Annotated in this window: 16 protein-coding genes; all 16 read right to left on the bottom strand. The window is 31.3% G+C overall.

Features of this window, described 5'->3' with window-relative positions; genetic code table 11:
* Nucleotides 1-2: 2 nt before the first annotated feature.
* The 16 genes from FEF17_RS09005 to FEF17_RS08930 all read right to left on the bottom strand — a co-directional run bounded on the left by FEF17_RS09005 (nucleotide 3) and on the right by FEF17_RS08930 (nucleotide 17,389).
* The gene (locus FEF17_RS09005) at nucleotides 3-941 is read right to left on the bottom strand and encodes a glycosyltransferase family 2 protein (protein ID WP_139001998.1); all 939 of its coding nucleotides are present in this window, start codon (nucleotides 939-941) and stop codon (nucleotides 3-5) included.
* Complete coding sequence (locus FEF17_RS09000) at nucleotides 941-1,807, bottom strand: glycosyltransferase family 2 protein (RefSeq protein WP_139001997.1); 867 nt, start codon at nucleotides 1,805-1,807, stop codon at nucleotides 941-943. Before FEF17_RS09000 ends, FEF17_RS09005 begins: the two co-directional genes overlap by 1 nt.
* On the bottom strand, nucleotides 1,800-2,867 hold the full coding sequence (locus FEF17_RS08995) for a glycosyltransferase WbsX family protein (RefSeq protein ID WP_139001996.1): 1,068 nt from the start codon (nucleotides 2,865-2,867) through the stop codon (nucleotides 1,800-1,802). The genes FEF17_RS09000 and FEF17_RS08995 overlap by 8 nt, the downstream gene beginning before the upstream one ends.
* A gap of 4 nt (nucleotides 2,868-2,871) precedes the next feature.
* Nucleotides 2,872-3,450, bottom strand: a complete 579-nt coding sequence (locus FEF17_RS08990; protein ID WP_211342469.1) for a class I SAM-dependent methyltransferase — start codon at nucleotides 3,448-3,450, stop codon at nucleotides 2,872-2,874.
* Nucleotides 3,451-3,654: 204 nt separating this feature from the next.
* Nucleotides 3,655-4,800 carry a glycosyltransferase family 4 protein gene (locus tag FEF17_RS08985; protein ID WP_139001995.1) on the bottom strand — a complete coding sequence of 382 codons (1,146 nt, stop codon included), beginning with the start codon at nucleotides 4,798-4,800 and terminating at the stop codon, nucleotides 3,655-3,657.
* Entirely contained in the window at nucleotides 4,800-5,942 is a 1,143-nt protein-coding gene (locus FEF17_RS08980; RefSeq protein ID WP_139001994.1) for a glycosyltransferase, read from the bottom strand. The genes FEF17_RS08985 and FEF17_RS08980 overlap by 1 nt, the downstream gene beginning before the upstream one ends.
* A gap of 5 nt (nucleotides 5,943-5,947) precedes the next feature.
* Nucleotides 5,948-7,333 carry a UDP-N-acetyl glucosamine 2-epimerase gene (locus tag FEF17_RS08975; protein ID WP_139001993.1) on the bottom strand — a complete coding sequence of 462 codons (1,386 nt, stop codon included), beginning with the start codon at nucleotides 7,331-7,333 and terminating at the stop codon, nucleotides 5,948-5,950.
* On the bottom strand, nucleotides 7,317-8,255 hold the full coding sequence (locus FEF17_RS08970) for a sulfotransferase domain-containing protein (protein ID WP_139001992.1): 939 nt from the start codon (nucleotides 8,253-8,255) through the stop codon (nucleotides 7,317-7,319). The genes FEF17_RS08975 and FEF17_RS08970 overlap by 17 nt, the downstream gene beginning before the upstream one ends.
* A gap of 25 nt (nucleotides 8,256-8,280) precedes the next feature.
* Entirely contained in the window at nucleotides 8,281-9,039 is a 759-nt protein-coding gene (locus tag FEF17_RS08965) for a TylF/MycF/NovP-related O-methyltransferase (protein ID WP_139001991.1), read from the bottom strand.
* Entirely contained in the window at nucleotides 9,036-9,842 is an 807-nt protein-coding gene (locus tag FEF17_RS08960; RefSeq protein WP_139001990.1) for a sulfotransferase domain-containing protein, read from the bottom strand. The genes FEF17_RS08965 and FEF17_RS08960 overlap by 4 nt, the downstream gene beginning before the upstream one ends.
* Nucleotides 9,823-10,521, bottom strand: a complete 699-nt coding sequence (locus FEF17_RS08955) for an SGNH/GDSL hydrolase family protein (RefSeq protein WP_139001989.1) — start codon at nucleotides 10,519-10,521, stop codon at nucleotides 9,823-9,825. The genes FEF17_RS08960 and FEF17_RS08955 overlap by 20 nt, the downstream gene beginning before the upstream one ends.
* Entirely contained in the window at nucleotides 10,514-11,749 is a 1,236-nt protein-coding gene (locus FEF17_RS08950; protein WP_139001988.1) for an ABC transporter ATP-binding protein, read from the bottom strand. Before FEF17_RS08950 ends, FEF17_RS08955 begins: the two co-directional genes overlap by 8 nt.
* Complete coding sequence (locus tag FEF17_RS08945; protein ID WP_139001987.1) at nucleotides 11,749-12,594, bottom strand: ABC transporter permease; 846 nt, start codon at nucleotides 12,592-12,594, stop codon at nucleotides 11,749-11,751. Before FEF17_RS08945 ends, FEF17_RS08950 begins: the two co-directional genes overlap by 1 nt.
* Nucleotides 12,595-12,615: 21 nt before the next feature.
* Entirely contained in the window at nucleotides 12,616-13,602 is a 987-nt protein-coding gene (locus FEF17_RS08940; protein WP_139001986.1) for an SDR family oxidoreductase, read from the bottom strand.
* Nucleotides 13,602-14,894 (bottom strand): nucleotide sugar dehydrogenase, encoded by a 1,293-nt coding sequence (locus tag FEF17_RS08935; protein WP_139001985.1) that lies wholly within the window; start codon nucleotides 14,892-14,894, stop codon nucleotides 13,602-13,604. Before FEF17_RS08935 ends, FEF17_RS08940 begins: the two co-directional genes overlap by 1 nt.
* Before the next feature lie 20 nt (nucleotides 14,895-14,914).
* Nucleotides 14,915-17,389: an exopolysaccharide transport family protein gene (locus FEF17_RS08930; RefSeq protein ID WP_139001984.1), complete on the bottom strand. Its 2,475-nt coding sequence runs from the start codon at nucleotides 17,387-17,389 to the stop codon at nucleotides 14,915-14,917.
* Between the last annotated feature and the right edge of the window lies 1 nt (nucleotide 17,390).

Here is a 17,390-nt window from a genome sequence, read left to right as displayed (position 1 = left end):
AATTAACTGTCTAAATAATGTGGATGTTTTGTGATGGTTGTATTTCTGCTATGTTCAATAGACGCGATCGCTTTATTAAAATAAACATACTTTTTAAAATAACCTATGACATTTTTAAAGTTAAACTTAAATAAATTAATAAGAATAAGTCTAAAAATATGCTTTCTAACACCATTATAATCACTTTTATTAATCACTTTATTGATATCGCATAAATTTATTTTGAGTTTATTTAACGCATCTCTATAATAATTCCTAGTAAACAACTCTTCAGGTTTTGTGTACCTCACTACACTATCGTGCTCAATAAAACAATTAGGAACAATTCCAATTTTAAAACCGTGGTATTGGACGCGCTGACAATAATTATTGTCTTCACCATAATGAAAAAAAACAGGGTCAAAACCACCTACAACTTCTAGAATATTCCTTTTTAACAACCAACAAGCCGCATTAACAAATGGGGCTTCGTAGACACTTTTCAATTTTTTTTCTAGAACAAAATCAGAATAAAAATTTGGGTTATTCAATGCAAATTTCGAAAAATAATGTTCTAAATTATTGCCATCCCAATTTAAGTGAATGGGACTCAAAACACCGTATTCTTGATAATTTTTACCCGCATTAATTAAACTTTTGATAGTGCTTGGACGTATTTTAGCATCTTGATTAAGCAATAAAACATAATCTGCTCCTAATTTTAAAGCATGTGATATGCCCAAATTATTTGCTTTTCCAAAACCTAAATTCTCATTTTGCTTTAATATTGTAACATTTGGAAAATTAGTTTCAATAACATCTACTGTAGTATCTGAACTATTATTATCAACTACGATTGTAAAAACTGGCACTTCACTTAGGTTAAGACTATCTAAACAGTCTTTAATCCAAGAAACACCATTATAACTTGCAATAACCACAAAGACTTTAGGTGTATTCATTATTTTAATGTCTTAAGTTTTCGATACACTTTAAATAAAAAAAAATACCTCTTAAGTAAAAACCATCTAAAATTATTATGCAAAAACCAAAAATAGCGCTTGTAAAGAATGCTATAGTAAAGTTCATGATCATTCAACTTATTTTTATTGTTTAAAAAAGACATTTGATTTAGATGCAATCTAAAACTTGCTAATGGTTCATGCAAAAAACCTATTTTATAATGCTTTAGAAATCGCAGCCAATATTCATAATCTACTAATTGAAACATTGACTCATCAAAAAAACCAACTAATGGAATAGCAGATTTTTTAAACATAACTGCTACAGGTTCGCCTATAATATTAATAGGTTTTCTCTTAAAATAAGGCGCTTTAAGTATATCTTTTCCATCCATAACATGAATATAATTTTCATTCATTGGAAGATTACACTGTAAATTTTTGAAATTAGCAATCCAGTTTTTCGTAAAACTATTGTCTTCTGCAGATATAATATGCCTTTTACAACAAACCAAACCAATTTTTTTATCAATAACAAAAGCATCTACCATTTTTTTTATGCAGCTTGGCTCTAAAACATCATCTTGAAATAAAAACTTAATATATTCTCCTTTGGCATGTTTGATACAATGGTTCCAGTTGGCACTTATCTCTGAAGGTTGGTGATGCAATATAATGATAGGCAATTTGGTTTTTTTGCGATAAGATTCTATCAGTTCTAAAGTAGAGTCTGTAGACCCATCATCACTTACAATAATTTCCAGATTGGTATAGGTCTGAGCAATTGCACTATTTATAGCCTCTTGTATATAAGAGGCACCATTATAAGTTGGTATGCAAATTGAAACTAAAGATGATCTATTCATTATTTTCTATAGCCTTTTTAGTCGCTTCTAAATAGTAGGTACCATATTTAACGCAAGGTTCTAAATGATTCCCTTCTGCCCACTCATTCATAGCATTAATAAAGATAAAATTTTCATCTTTAGAATAGGGCTTAAAAATTTTAACTATATAATTTAACCACTCATAATAAATCTTTGGACTATTATTAATCCCTATAATGCCATTGTTGCCCTTTCTAGCAGAGTTATCCCAACCAGGCGTAACACACCTAAATAATTTATGGTTTGGCAAAACTCTAGAAATTATACGATCTACCCCTAATTGATAGTCTTTAATATCTAAATTAGGGTTCTTATTAAAAATTTTATCCCAAAAAGAGGGTTTCTTTTTCTCCATCATCACAGTATGCGGAGAAAATTCAATGGCTGCATCAAAATCTATCTTATGTGGTGGTGTATTATCATGAAAGCTTTCTGTAATACACAAATATAAACCTTCATAGCCATACTCATTGATAGCAATATCTTTCCAAACGCTTACGGTTTCTTTAATATTTGGAAATAATTGATGCCTGTAAATTACAAATACGGGTTTATTATCTACTCTTATATATCTTTCATCTTTGAAGACATTTTCGCAAAGCCAACGCATATGGTTTTTATCATCCTCGACACTATACTTTTGCTCTATGAGTATTTCCTTATCTAAACCATCCCAACGTCTCGTCCAGTTTTCATTTGCCCAACATAACATAAAGGGCATATTAGGCTCTTGTAGCCTTAAAATTTCATCAACAGGATAGTTTAACAGGCGTTTACCGTTAAACCAATAATGATAATAACAAAAGCCATGTATTCCATATTTTTGTGCCAAATGGGCTTGAGCCATTCTAGCATCTGGTTCTCTTAAATCGTAGTAACCCAAATCTGTTGGCACGTGCGGTTGGTAATGCCCTTTAAATAGTGGTTTTGCTTTTTTAACATTAGTCCATTCCGTAAAACCTTTACCCCACCATTTATCGTTTTCTGGTATAGGATGAAACTGTGGTAAAACAAAAGCTATTGGTCTTAATTTGGGCATGGTTTTATATTTTTTTCGCAATAACAATTTCTATGTATTCTGCTCTTATGCCTTTTGATAAATCGTCTAGATATATTATTTCACACACCGCACCAGTATGCTTTTCAATAAAATTCTTTATGTCATAACCCCAGTGAAATGTTACTGGAGACCCTTTTGCATCTGCGGGATTTCCATGCCATTCTGGCTCAAATAAAAAATGAGGACTCCCATCCGGATTTTTAGCTGCCCAACGCTGTGTAGGCTTATGCTTATTAATTATAGGCACTGAAAAAATATGAGCACCGCCAGGTTTTAAAGTTCTATGTATCTCTCTAAAAGCCTTTTCTGGCTCATAAATATGTTCCATCACATCTGAAGTAACCACCAAATCAAAACTATTGCTTTTAAAGGTTTGATTTTCTAAATCTTCATTTCGAAATCCTTTTACACTACTACCAAAAGGTTCATTAGGAAAATATTGGGATGCTATATAATTTTTAGCCTGCGCTTTTAGAGTAACACTATGGCCTCTGTTACCTGGAGAAGATTCATGAATTTGTAAATCTTTCCAATTTGGATATTTAGTTATTATTACATGCATTAAAGCACGTTCTCTTGGTAAGCTGCTACAAGTACTACATTTAAAATGGTCACGCAACCAATTATGCCTAGCAATAAACTCAACGCTTTTTTCGCAGCAAGGGCAATAGCCTTTATGTTTAAAATAAAACGTGGCAATTTTATTTTCATACAATGTAGCTATTAACTTCTTTATATTATTTTTTATAGCCTTTATCAACTTAAACTATTTGCTTAATGTTTTATGTATTACATCCGCCAGTTGTGGGCAAATATTTTCTGGTGTAAAAGATGCAAACAGTGCGCTAGCATTTTCACCATGCTCTTTTAATTTATCTCTATTTTTATAATAATACACAATTTTTTCAGACATACTTTCAATATCTAAATAAGGAACAACAAAACCACCCCCTTTTTTTATAACTTCTGCACTTCCCGAAGCATTTTCAAAACAAATTATAGGTTTGCTTAACATTGCCAATTCTATACAAACTAACGGAAATGGGTCTTCTCTTGAAGTCATTAAAAACACATCAAAATCATTATAAGCCTTATTAGGCGAAGACAATTCGCCAGTAAACTCTACAATATTCTGCAACCCCAACTTTTCTATATCAGATTCTATAATTGGCTTGTCTAAAAATTCATTTCCAACCCATTTGAATTTTATGTTATGGTCTGGATAAAGTTTTGTAACATATCTAGCTACTTGTATAAATACATCATTTCCCTTGCGCCAATAAGATAATCCACTTGCGCCAACAATAAAATCATCGCTCTCCTTTTTATGAGGTTCTATATTCACTTCTGCGCACGCATAAACCACATCTATTAACTCTTCATTTATTCTCCATTTATATGTTAAATTATTTGCTACTTGATTAGAAACCGCTATAAACTTATCTATATTAGGAATGTGTTTTTTAAAATCTGGAAGTAATGTTGTAATAATAGTTTGCAACTCATGTACATGTAATAAAAATTTAACGTTAGGTGCTAATGCCTTAATAGCAGTACCATAAGGAACAGAAACAATAGTGTTTGCATATATTAGATCATAATTCTTGCTAGCTATTTTACTATAAAATTGGGTTTCCCTTACTCTTTTTTGCCTTCTTATTATTTTATTAATTACTCTATAAAAAATATTTGTGCGTTTTATTGTTCCATTGTCTATAGTACCAACTTGTTTACTGTAGTTATAAGTAGAGTTAGAAACCTCCTTGAACTCTTTTTCTAATACACCACCACGAACAAAAAGAACATCCATTTTTATGTCTTTTTTGTTTTTATGCAGCCACCGCATTAAATACAGAAGCACTAAAGGAGCACCAGATCTTGAAGCATCGTGTATTATGAAAAGAATTTTCATTATAAGAACTCTTTAATTTTATTGGAAAATGTTACAATTGGATCTTCTTTAATTACTTCAAATAATTTACTACGTGATAATTTACCCATTTCTATCCATTCATTTCGCTTTAACCAAGCTCGTTCAAGAGCCTCATCAAGGAAACTAACACTAAAAGTTTTAGCTAAGAATCCTGTTACATTATCATCTATCAGCTCTGGCGCAGCTCCAACTTCGGTACTAATTATTGGGCGTCCAAAAGACATAGCCTCTAACATCGCTAGACTTTGTCCTTCCATTCTTGAAGGCATTATACAAGCTTGATTAATACTCCAAATCGATTCTTTACTTTCAACGTGCCCTCTTAACCTTACTAAATGTTTTATATTATAGAGGTCAATTAATTTTTTTAAATGATTTTCATTAATCCCACTACCATATAAATTAAAACAAATTTTTCTTTGTTGCCATTTTTCTTGAGACAACAGTTTTAATAATAAATCTTGACCTTTATGAAACATTGCATAAGCTGCTACACAAGCCACTTGAAATACTTCATTAGGTTTAGGTTTTAAGTATGTCTGTCTATAATTAAAAGGATTGTTTATTTTAAAAACATTTTTTAATGTTAAACCCAACTGTGTTTTTAGAACCTCACGATTTTCTATAGACAAACAACCTATACCTATAGCATCGTTATAGGCTGTTTGAAGTCTTTTTATGTCCATATCATTAAGATTCTTTAAACTTGTTGCTAACTGCACTACAATAATATATGGCACATTATGATGTTTAAGATAACTAGTATAGCTCACAATTTTTGAGTCAACGTGATTGCCTACAGAAATTATTGCAAGATTATATCTAGTAATATCTTTAATAGATTCAAAATCGTTTTTAGATGTAGGAGTTACTGTCTTAAGTTTAGTTAAAACCTTATTCGTTAATCCTCCATTATGTTTTGGTTTTTTAATAGGTTTATAAACAACATTTCCTCCTGAAGCCAAAATCTGTTTAATGCAATCATGCTCAGTAGGCCATTGCTTTTTTAAAACAGTAACCTCATAATCATTTACAAAGGAAAGTGCAGTTTTACTCCACAACTCTTCACTGCCTCCCCAAGATACATGGTCATTTAATGTTATGAATAAAAAGTTAGGCATTCTTATTAAATATTTTCTAATATATAACTAATAACAGATTTGACATTTCCTTTCGGAATTAACTTTTCTGAAAGTTGTTTTTGTTGTTCAATCAAAGTTGCCCTCTCATATTCATCTAAATTAAATGCAAGTTCTATGCTATGCAATAACTCATCTTCATTAAACCCTTTTAAAGCTGCTTTTTCTTTTACAAGTGGCAAAACAGGTTCTACGGTTGAAAAATTAGCATGTATTAATGGAATCCCAAACCTCATCACCTCTACTCCTGCTGTAGAGTCTTCTGTAATAACTATAGCACTTTTAGATAACAACTCATTTATAGAAGTGTTTTTTATTCTAGCTCTATTTTGCAACTTACATTCTGATATAGCGTTTGTATAAAAAGATATGATATCCATAGGATGTGGCTTAATAATAAGTTCTATGCTTTTATTCTTCAATAAAAACTTTAAAATTACCTTTAGAATTTCTAGGCCTTCTTTATGGCTTCTAGAAGGTGCATAACATTTTAGAGGTTTATGTGGTCTTGTAATATAAAGGATAGTATTAGAAACTTTATTTTTATCTATAGCAAGATTATTTAAAAATACGTTACCAACAATCTTATAAGATATTGGTTGTGTTAAAGAATTTAGGATATATCTATTCTTTCTATGAGCACTCCATACTGCTACATAATCTGCAAAACAATCATTATAATAATAATGCTCACAGTCTAAACCGTGCTGATAAGTGAACGTTGGAATGTTTAACATTTTAGCAGCAAGCACATAATTAATATATGGCGGATGATTATCTGAATGTACATATACTGCATCTGGTTTATTAGTCTTAAGCTCTGCAACGGCTAAATTAGTTAATCGTACTGCTCCATAAATTTGTTCTTTTAAAAGCCACACATCTTCTGGGATTAAATTTATATTACTAACATTTAGGGCTTTTATTAGGTTAGAATATAATACTTCACTCCATTCTTTATCTTGCTTAACGGGGCTTAATTTTATGATACGCTTTTGGGGTAAAATATCTCCAGATATTTTTGAGATAACCTTTGCACTTTTAGACTCATGTAGTTTGCTAACAATTCCCTGTGTAAGACTGGATTGATAAGGAATAAATATAATTTTTTTTCTAGAAAATAAATTTCTCTTATAACTGCCTCTTGGCAATAGCGTAGTATAATATTGAGGAAAGTTTTTGTATTCTTCTTTATAGGCATCTACCTCATTATTACCTATACCATTTTGTATACGTAAAGCTCTACCTACTTTATCCCATAAATAAAACCTAATAATTAGGCTATAGTCTATGCCCTTATAAACTGGGTTAAAGTCGATACTTTTATACCAATTGCATACAATGTTATAGGCTCGCTTATCTAAGTCTTTCAAACCAATTATTGTTTTTTTCGTACCCAAATTTCAATAACATTTCTCCAGCAATATCATGAAAGAGCTTCCCGTCTTGCTCAATAAAATAATTCTTCCAATCTCCTGCTATACCCTTTCTAATATGAGCATTATGCTTAGCTTGACCTTTTTCTCTTCCTTGAGACATGTTTTTAAAACTAGCAGATGTAACACATTTATTAAGTATTTCTTGGTTTAATTTAACTTTTAAAAATTTAAAACATTCTGCTAATACTATTTCTGGTTTTTCAAGTAAAGCCTCATAGTGTATTATTTTAACATCGTGCTGCTTTTTTGCAGACTCTATAATTTGCAATGGCTGTAACCACTCATTCGCCCATTGTTTAATCTCTTTATCTTGAAAAAAACGCTCTAACTCTTTACCATTTTCTAAATACAAAGCTCTCCTTTGTTTTTCGAAATTATTTAATTTAACATCTTGGTGCTGTTTATTAAACCAATGAAACACACCGCTGGTTAAAACATCTCTTCCATCTCGTACCAAAAATATAAGCTTAGATTTTGGAAAATAGGTGTTTATTTGGTTTAATACTGTGTTAGAAGTGTTTAAATAAGGTGTTATTTTATCTACCACTATAGCTTTGCCAGAAATATTACGTTCTTCCTTTATAATGGTATTTATAAGCGCTTTAGTTAAACTGGTTTTATTTTGGCTAGATAAACCATGATGCAATAATAAACTGTTTACATACTTATCTAAAGTAACCCGCAATCTTGGATGTATTTGGTTTTGGTCTTTAACAAAATCTGCATAGTCACCAAACAACCTACGCTCTACACATAAAGTGTTAGGGTGTGCATTAAGCATTTTACTTAACCACGTTGTGCCAGACCTAGGAGACGCAATTATGAAGTGACAATTTAAATTATTTTTAAATAACATATTTACCTAGGTAATAAAGTTTCAGTTAGCAAAGCATCACTGCTACTTGTTGTCCACTTTTAAATTTTTCATTCTTTTGATAAGTATATCCTATATATTTAAATTTAAGTTTGTGTTCATTAACAAACTCTATCCAGGCTTTATATTCTCCGTTTCTCCAACCTGGATAATTAAAAAATTCATCAAAAACTATTATTAATCCCGGTTTTATCAATTTTGAAATATTATTAAATATAGTGACAGTTGAAGAATATAAATCACAATCTATATGTATAAGGTTTACCTCTTGTTTTAAATCTAAAATAAATGAAGGAAGAGTTTCATTAAAATAACCTTTAACCAAGTTTACATTATTATTAACTACTGGCAAATCTTTTACATCTGAAAAAGCACCCCGATTGTTAAATATCCAAGGCTCTGACAGACCCACAAATGAATCAAAACCATAAAAATCAACTTCTGGTAATAAATTAGACATGTGATTTATGGTTGAACCTTTCCATACTCCAAACTCCAAGATTGTTCCTTTTTTATCCTTATTATTTTCTTTTAATAACTTACAAGTATGCGTTAAAAGAGAAAATCTATCTTCAAAATGTAAATTTATAGGTATATTATTTATTACAAATTCTGCCGTATCATTTACCGCTATTTGCTGCATTGTATATTTTATATCATGACTCCTGTGTTCTAATTCGCATCTGATAATATCACGCATTTGAGGCAATAAAATTTTTATAATCTTTTTAGTTAAATTATTTAATATTTTACTCGTAAATTTCATTTTAAACAAATTGAAGGTTCATAATTAAATTTCTTCACCAAATCTTCGCCCCCTACCTTAATAAAATCATTGATGTTTTTATCTGTGAAATCATTTTTCCAACCTCCTGATTTACCAGAATGAAATGTAGCAGATTTTTTATCTATTAGATTATTTTTTAATAAATCTTCTGTTTTTTCATCTTCAATTCCTAAAAAAGAAATGACTTTATCTATCGCCCTAATAAATGATTCTTTGCCAAGGTTCCCACTCAGCTCTTCATATTTTAGAACGCATGTGTGGCCACTTTCAGTCCATGGAGTTAAGTGTTTATATCTTTCTTTAATTGGTTTATCCCACATAACAAATGAATCATTATCATTAAATGGTGAAAAATCCGGCATTCCATTTATAGCATAAGACAATTGCTCTTCTTTGGTTAAATTTTTAAAAAAATTATTGGCGTCCCAATTTTTCCTTAAATCGGTAACCCATCTAACTGTTGAACAAATAACATCTCTAGGGTCTCTTATAATAAATAAAACTTGAATGTTATTTTTTAAAAAAAAATCTAAAACATCTTCGTTATATCCTATATGCCCTTTCATAGCAAAACCATGCTTATAGGTAATAACTCTTTCTGAAATAATATTTATTAGCTTTCCAACATCATTGGGAGTCGATTTTACAGCTTCATCTTTATACCAATCATTTTTATTATTTAAAATAATTGATGCCATATTTAATAATAAGTGAGTACCTGATTTAGGCCAACTATTACAAAATATAATATGATCTTTTTTTTTATTTTTTCTCCAAAGCATTTTTAATCTTTTTTAGAATTAAAGGAGCGAAACTATAGTTATTTAAATGATGGTTTGTCTTATCATCATTTAATAAAGTTAATTTAACCACACCTGTTTTCTTATCAATTAATTCATCAGTTATTTTAACAAATCCAAATCCATTTATTGCAGAAATATCTTTAAGTCTGGAATTATATTTTAATGTAAGTAATGTTCTTTCTTCAATACTTGCTACCACTTCTCTACGCTCATGAGCTATTTCGCCTTTAAATCCATCAAAAATAGTTGGCAAAACAGTTTCTATAATATATAAGTTTTTAAATCCTTCTTTTTTTAAATTGACTAAGAAATTCTCGTAATTTCCTAAACTTCTTTCAAATTGAAAATCAATAGATTCATTATATTTCTTTGCTCTATACCAAATTACAAAACCACAATCTACTTCTCCTAAAAAAAAAAACAAACTATCTTTTTTAGAACACTCGGTATTAATTTTTTCTTTAAATAATTCTAACGCATTCGTTTTAGACCTAGGATTAGTTAAACCATAGGCTGTAGCCCCTCCAATTGATAAAACTTCTATTTTTTGTTTTAATATGTTTTTGTTATTTATGTACTCAAAAACTCTAGCATGGCTATCCCCAAAAACAAAAATTTTATTTTTTGATTTAAATAAATTAAAAATACGATTAATCACTTGTTAAATTATTTTTCCAACTTCCTTTTAGCAAACAAGGGGAATGAGAATAATAAGTATTCCCAATAACATTAATAGATTTTACGGATCTAATTAATGATAAAATATCTACTTCTTTATTATGGACATTTAATTCTCTTACTACAAGATGTAAACTATATACCCCAACATTAAAAAATAACTTTTCAATTTCCACATCTATACTCATTTCATCATCTAAATTAATATTATGAATAATTATATTATCATTAATTGAGCTTAATTGAGCTATTGGTTTTTGTTCTACATCATAAAAAGTTACCTTAACTGATAGCTTTTCAATAGGCTTAAAAAGTCTTAACTTAAGTCCTAATTTAAAAGACTTGTCAAATTCTAAATCTACAACCTCCTTTAACTCTCCATTAATAGCAACTTCTTGTATTTCTATACTTCCATTTCCAAATTCTGTCTTAATAGACTTACCTGCCAACTTATAATACTCTTCAATTGCTTTAGCACTATTCGCAGATTCGTTCATTACAATAACACCTCTCTCCATAAGAATAATTTCGGTACTAATTCGAGTAACTTGAGGCATACTATGCGAAACAATAATTACCGCGCACTTCTTAATTAATTCCTCTAAAACATTAAAGCATTTTAACTTAAAACCTACATCTCCCACCGCCAATACCTCATCTATAATAAGCACATCTGGTTCCATTTGCGCAGCTACAGCAAAACCTAAGCGCACCTTCATACCAGAACTGTAGTTTTGTACAGGCATATCTATAAACTCACGTATTTCTGCAAAATCTATAATAGCATCTACTTTGGCATCAATTTCTGCCCTAGTAAACCCTAAAACAGCCCCATTATTGTAAATGTTTTCTCGCCCAGTTAATATGGGGTTAAAACCTGCACCCAACTCTATTAGTGCGCCTACACGTCCTTTTATGGTCACTTTACCCTCGTCTGGTTTTATTAAACCATTTAATATTTTAAGTAAGGTAGACTTACCAGCACCATTATGCCCAATTAAACCCAAACACTCACCACGCCGCAATTCGAAATTTATATCCTTTAATGCCCAAAACTCTTTGGGTCTTAACTGTCGTTGCTTTTGGTTACCAAATAAGTTTGTAGATAAGTCTTTAACACCATACCACAGACTTGTTTTTAGGTCTTTGCAAAACTTTTTGCTTAAACCTTCTACTTTAACTAATATGTTATCTTCGTCTTCCTTCATTAGGAACTCATACGTTCAACAATTATAGGAATGGAAATTCGGTAAAACAACAACGCCAAAAAGAACATTGGTAAACATACTAAAACAATGACTATAAAATAATTTAGAAATTCTGGTGATGTACCAAATACCATATCTCTGGCTGTTAAAATTATTGCAGTAAACGGATTATATTCCATAACTGTCTTCATTATTCCTTCTTTAGGAATAACATACACTACAGGTGTTACATACATGAGCAGCTTTAAACCCATGCTTACTATCTTACCAATATCTTTATATAACATGCTTATGGGTGTTAAAAACAAACCAATAGTAGTTCCAAATAAAATGGCACCGACAATAATTACAGGAAATAAGAATAAAGACCAATTAAAACCAATACCATAAAAGAATACAAATACCAGCAGTAAAAGTATTTTTATACTAGAATTAAATAGCAACTTATAGATTCCTGAAATCACTAAGGCTTCTTTAGGAAAATTAATTTTAGACATAATGCCTTTAGCCGCATTGGTGCTTGAAGTAGGCGAATTTATGGACTCTACTATAATGGCCCATAATAAGGTGCCCGAAAACGCAAACACAGGATATGGTATACCTGTATCTGATAGTTTAACGGTCCCCGAGCTATTTAGAAATATCCACACAAAAGCTGTAGTTAGTGGACCTACAAAAGCCCAGAAAATACCGAGATAAGACTGCCTATATTGGGCTTTAATATCTCTTACCGCTAATTGTTTGGCTAAAAACCTAGAACTATAGATATCTGCTAAACTTTGTTTTAAAAGCTTAAAGATTTTTACATTGTTCTCTTTTTGATATATTCTGGTTTCTAGAGCCATTTGCGTTAAAAGACTTTAATTTTATAAATTAGATTTAAACTTTTTCCACGTTATTTTAATGCCATCATTAGCTAAAAATTCCGGGTTATAATGTAATAGTTCTTCAGCTTTTGAGATGTCTGCTAAAGAATCTTTAACATCACCTTGCCTAGTAGATTTAAATTCTGGCTCTAAATTAATATTAGCTTCAGTCTTAAAATTTTGCCATAATTGATTAATACTTAAACGTTCTCCACAGGCAACATTATAGACCTGATTACTAGCAGCTGTTCCCGCAAAAAAAGCTTTGATATTGGCTTGTACTGCGTTTTCAACAAATGTAAAATCACGTGTTTGCTCGCCATCGCCATAAATAACGGGTCGCGTATTGGATTTTATAGCTTCCATAAATAACGGAATCACGGCTGCATAAGCACCTTTAGGGCTTTGCTTGGGTCCGAACACATTAAAATAGCGTAAGCCTATGGTATCTGTACCATAAGTTTTCCCAAAAACATCAGCATACAATTCGTTCACATACTTTGTTACCGCATAAGGCGATAATGGCCTCCCTATATAATCTTCAGTTTTTGGCAAGGTTTTACTATCACCATAAGTAGAACTAGAGGCCGCATAAACCATACGTTTAACTGATGTACTTTCCTTTAAAGTAATCATCATGTTTAAAAACCCAGTTATATTTACTTCGTTTGTGACTATTGGATCTTTGATAGATCGTGGAACCGATCCCAAAGCGGCTTGATGCGACACATAGTCTATCCCTTGCATGGCGCTTTTACACGTTTCTAAATCTCGAATATCGCCTTCTATAAGTTCAAACGCAGGATGTTGCTCAAATTCTAAAACATTCTCACGATAACCATTAGAAAAATCATCTAATACCCTAACTTTTTTAGCCTTATACTTTAGCAAATACTCTACGAGATTAGAACCAATGAACCCAGCGCCTCCTGTTACCAGAAACGAATGTTTTGACAGATCGTTATTATGGTATATCTTATTGTACATTATAGTCTCGCGTCAACTTTATCTATAGGTAACATGGCCTTTACATCAAATACTACTGCGTTTTCTGATTTTAACTGATCCAAATCCAACTCTAAAAATTGCTGATGTGCAACCGCTAAAATAATAGCATTATAATTTGATTTTATTGCTTCCGGCGAATTAATCAAATTAATATTATATTCTTTTTTTACTTGATCAACAGACGCTAAAGGATCAAACACATCTACATGAATACTAAAAGATTTAAGCTCATTTATAATGTCTATTACCTTTGAATTTCTAGTATCTGGACAATTTTCTTTAAATGTAATGCCTAGCACTAAAACATTTGCGTCTTGTATTATCTGACCTTTAGCTATCATAAGTTTTACGGTCTCTTGAGCCACATAGTTACCCATGCCATCATTAACCTTACGTCCTACAAGGATTATTTCTGGATCGTAACCTACTTCAATTGCTTTTTGTGCCAAATAATAAGGATCTACACCTATGCAATGCCCTCCAACTAAACCAGGAGTGAAATTCAAAAAGTTCCATTTGGTTCCAGCGGCCTTTAACACTTCTTTAGTATCTATATCTAACAATCTAAATATTTTAGATAATTCATTTACAAAAGCAATATTAATATCGCGTTGAGCATTTTCTATGACTTTTGCAGCTTCAGCCACTTTAATAGATGGTGCCAAATACGTTCCAGCAGTAATAATAGATTTATAAAGGTCGTCTACCTTTTTTGCTGTTTCTGGAGTCGAGCCAGAGGTTATCTTTAAAATTTTAGTGACTGTATGTGTTTTATCACCAGGGTTTATACGCTCTGGGGAATAGCCTACAAAAAAATCTGTATTAAATTGTAAACCCGAAGCATCCTCTAAAACAGGAACGCAAATGTCTTCTGTAAGTCCAGGAAACACGGTAGATTCATAGATAACAATATCGTTTTTAGTAATAACTTTTCCAACAATTTTACTTGCCTTTAATAATGGTGAAAGTAATGGTTTATTGTTTGAATCGATAGGCGTAGGAACGGTGATAATGTATATGGACGCATCAGAAATATCTGAGACTTGATTAGAAATTTTTAATCCATTACTAGGATTATTTCCTCTAGACATTAAAACTTCTTTTAGAACATCACTTCGAACTTCGTGGGTTACATCTAGAACATTATTTAGATCGTTTACTCGCTTCTTATTTATATCAAACCCAATAACATGATATTGTTTGGCAAACTCAACCGCTAGGGGCAATCCAACATATCCCAATCCTATTACAGCAATTTTGTTTAACGGCATAAATAATTATAACTTATTCTTTAAATGGACTTTATTTTATTCCACAAGTTTTTGAAGACATTTTTATTGTCTTTTTCATGATAAGCATTACCATAAGTTCCGTAACCATAGCCATAGCCATAACCGTAACCATAGCCATAATTATGATTGGATTTATGCTTGTAAAAATTTAATACAAAACTTACATTCTCAATTTCACCAGCCCGATACTTTGCATTAATAAGTTGCAGCATACCTCTTTTCGTATAATCTAAGCGAATTAAAAATAATGTAGCATCTGCATATTGTGCCAACTCCAATGAATCTGAAACCAGCCCTAAAGGTGGTGTGTCTAACACAATGATATCATAGGTTTGTCGAAGTTGTACAATTAAATTTTTCAATTTATCGCCAATAAGTAATTCGGATGGATTGGGTGGTATGGGACCAGAAGTAACAACGTCTAAATTCTCTATATGCGTGCTTTCTACCACATCACTAAAATCGGTTTCCCCAATAAGATAATTGACCATGCCTTTACCATTATCTAAATCGAAGTCATCAAATATCTTTGGCTTACGTAAATCTAAACCTAACAATATGGTTTTCTTCCCAGATAAGGCATAGGCCGTTGCAATGTTTATTGAGCAAAATGTTTTCCCTTCACCACTCACAGATGATGTAAACATTAAGGTTCTTCCGCCTTCTTTACCCTGTTGTTTATATAAAAACTGCAGCCCAGAACGTATGGCTCTAAATGATTCTGCAACTGCAGATTTAGGTTTTTCAAAAACCACCAAATTATTGTGATATTTATATCTGCCAATAAGGCCAATAATAGGGATTTTGGACAAACGCTCCACCTCATCAGAACCATGAATGGTATTATCTAATAAATAAATAACAAATATTAAAAATAAGGGTATGAAAAAACCTAGCATCAAGGCCATCATATAGTTTAAAGAATTGTTAGGGCCTATACGGCCTCCACCAATATCTTTAGCTTCATCAATCATAGTGATATCAGATACATTTGCCGCCTTTACAATGGCTGCTTCACTGCGTTTAGCCAAATACACATTATAGGACTCTTGACCTATATTTAGCTTTCGTTGTATCTTTAAATACTCCTGTTGATCTTCTGGTAAGGAGCTCAATTGCGCTCTTAAACTTCCTATATTACCATTAATGATACGACGTCTATTTGTTATGGTATTTCTGGTCGCATTAATAGTTTCTAGAAGCACCCTTTTTTCAGCATCAATTTTTCGATCTAAATCTTTAAAAAGATTAGAGCCTTCTCGTGTGGTATATTCTAAATTTTGACGCTCTATTGCTAATGTCGTAATCTTAGATACACTCGCAAGAATATTATTCTCAGATATTCCAACCGACGTTGGTGCCGCAATATTGGAGTAATCGGTCTTTGTTTTTAAATAAACTTCAAGGTCATCTAAATAATTAATTTTGGTACGTTCACCTTCCTCCTCAAGTTCAAACTGCCTTAATCTAGAATTAACCTGTTTAACTTCTTCAGTTACATTAAACACTTTGTTTTTCCTTCTAAAGGCATTCATTTCTTCATTAAATCCTTTCAAGTCTGCATTTACAGCATTAAGACTACTATCTATAAACTTAATCGTATTAGTGGCATATAGGTTTTTACGCTGTAATTCGGCCTTACTTAAAATAGCCACCGTAGTATTTAAATAATCTACAATCTTCATTTTATTAGTACCGGACATCACCAAATTTAAAACGGAGCTATTATTTGAGGAAGTCCTTACCAGAATTCCATTTTTACAAGAGTTTACTATACTATCGAAGTTTAAAAATTGAATATAGAATATGGTTTCAGGATTAATCTTTCTATTTGGTCTTTTGTATAATTTAAAGTTTAAAAATGGTAAAGACACCGAATCTTTAACATTAACAATTTTTGAAAACAACCCTATTGGTACTGAAGCCCTACCTTTGGATTTATCATGATAATATTGCACACTAACGCTATTACTTTCAAACTCCGTAAACAATTCAAATTGTGTATCATTAATAAACCTTATACCCATAGGCTTACCTAACATTTGTCCTTTCGATTTATCTATTTCTATATAGAATGGTGCCCCTTTATAGATATCAATTTTATTATACTTGCCTTCGGTAAGGTAATTGATATAAAACTGCAAAGAATCTACAACCTTTTCGTTATGTGTTCGGGTTTTCAGCGTAGTAATAACCGTATTTACTTTGCCAGAAACACCTCCCCAATTAAATGAAATACTCGTATTTGCGGTAAAAAACGGATTTTGCTCAGTTTCAACAGACACTAAAGCCCCTAAACGATATACGCTTTGTTTTCTTACATTAATAAAATAAGCAATAAGTAAGGCTGCAGAAACAGAAAGCAATACAAATTTCCAAAGATTTAAAACTTTAAATAAAAACCCTCTAAAATCGAACACCATACCTTCTCTAGCATCAATATGGTCTATATTATCAAAATCGGTATTCGCCATA

Origin of the sequence: Hyunsoonleella aestuarii, from assembly GCF_006148925.1 — a bacterium.
GTDB classification, from domain to species: Bacteria; Bacteroidota; Bacteroidia; order Flavobacteriales; family Flavobacteriaceae; genus Algibacter_D; species Algibacter_D aestuarii.
The sequence above is the reverse complement of the archived record's forward strand: the minus strand, read 5'-3'. Positions and strand labels throughout refer to the sequence as shown.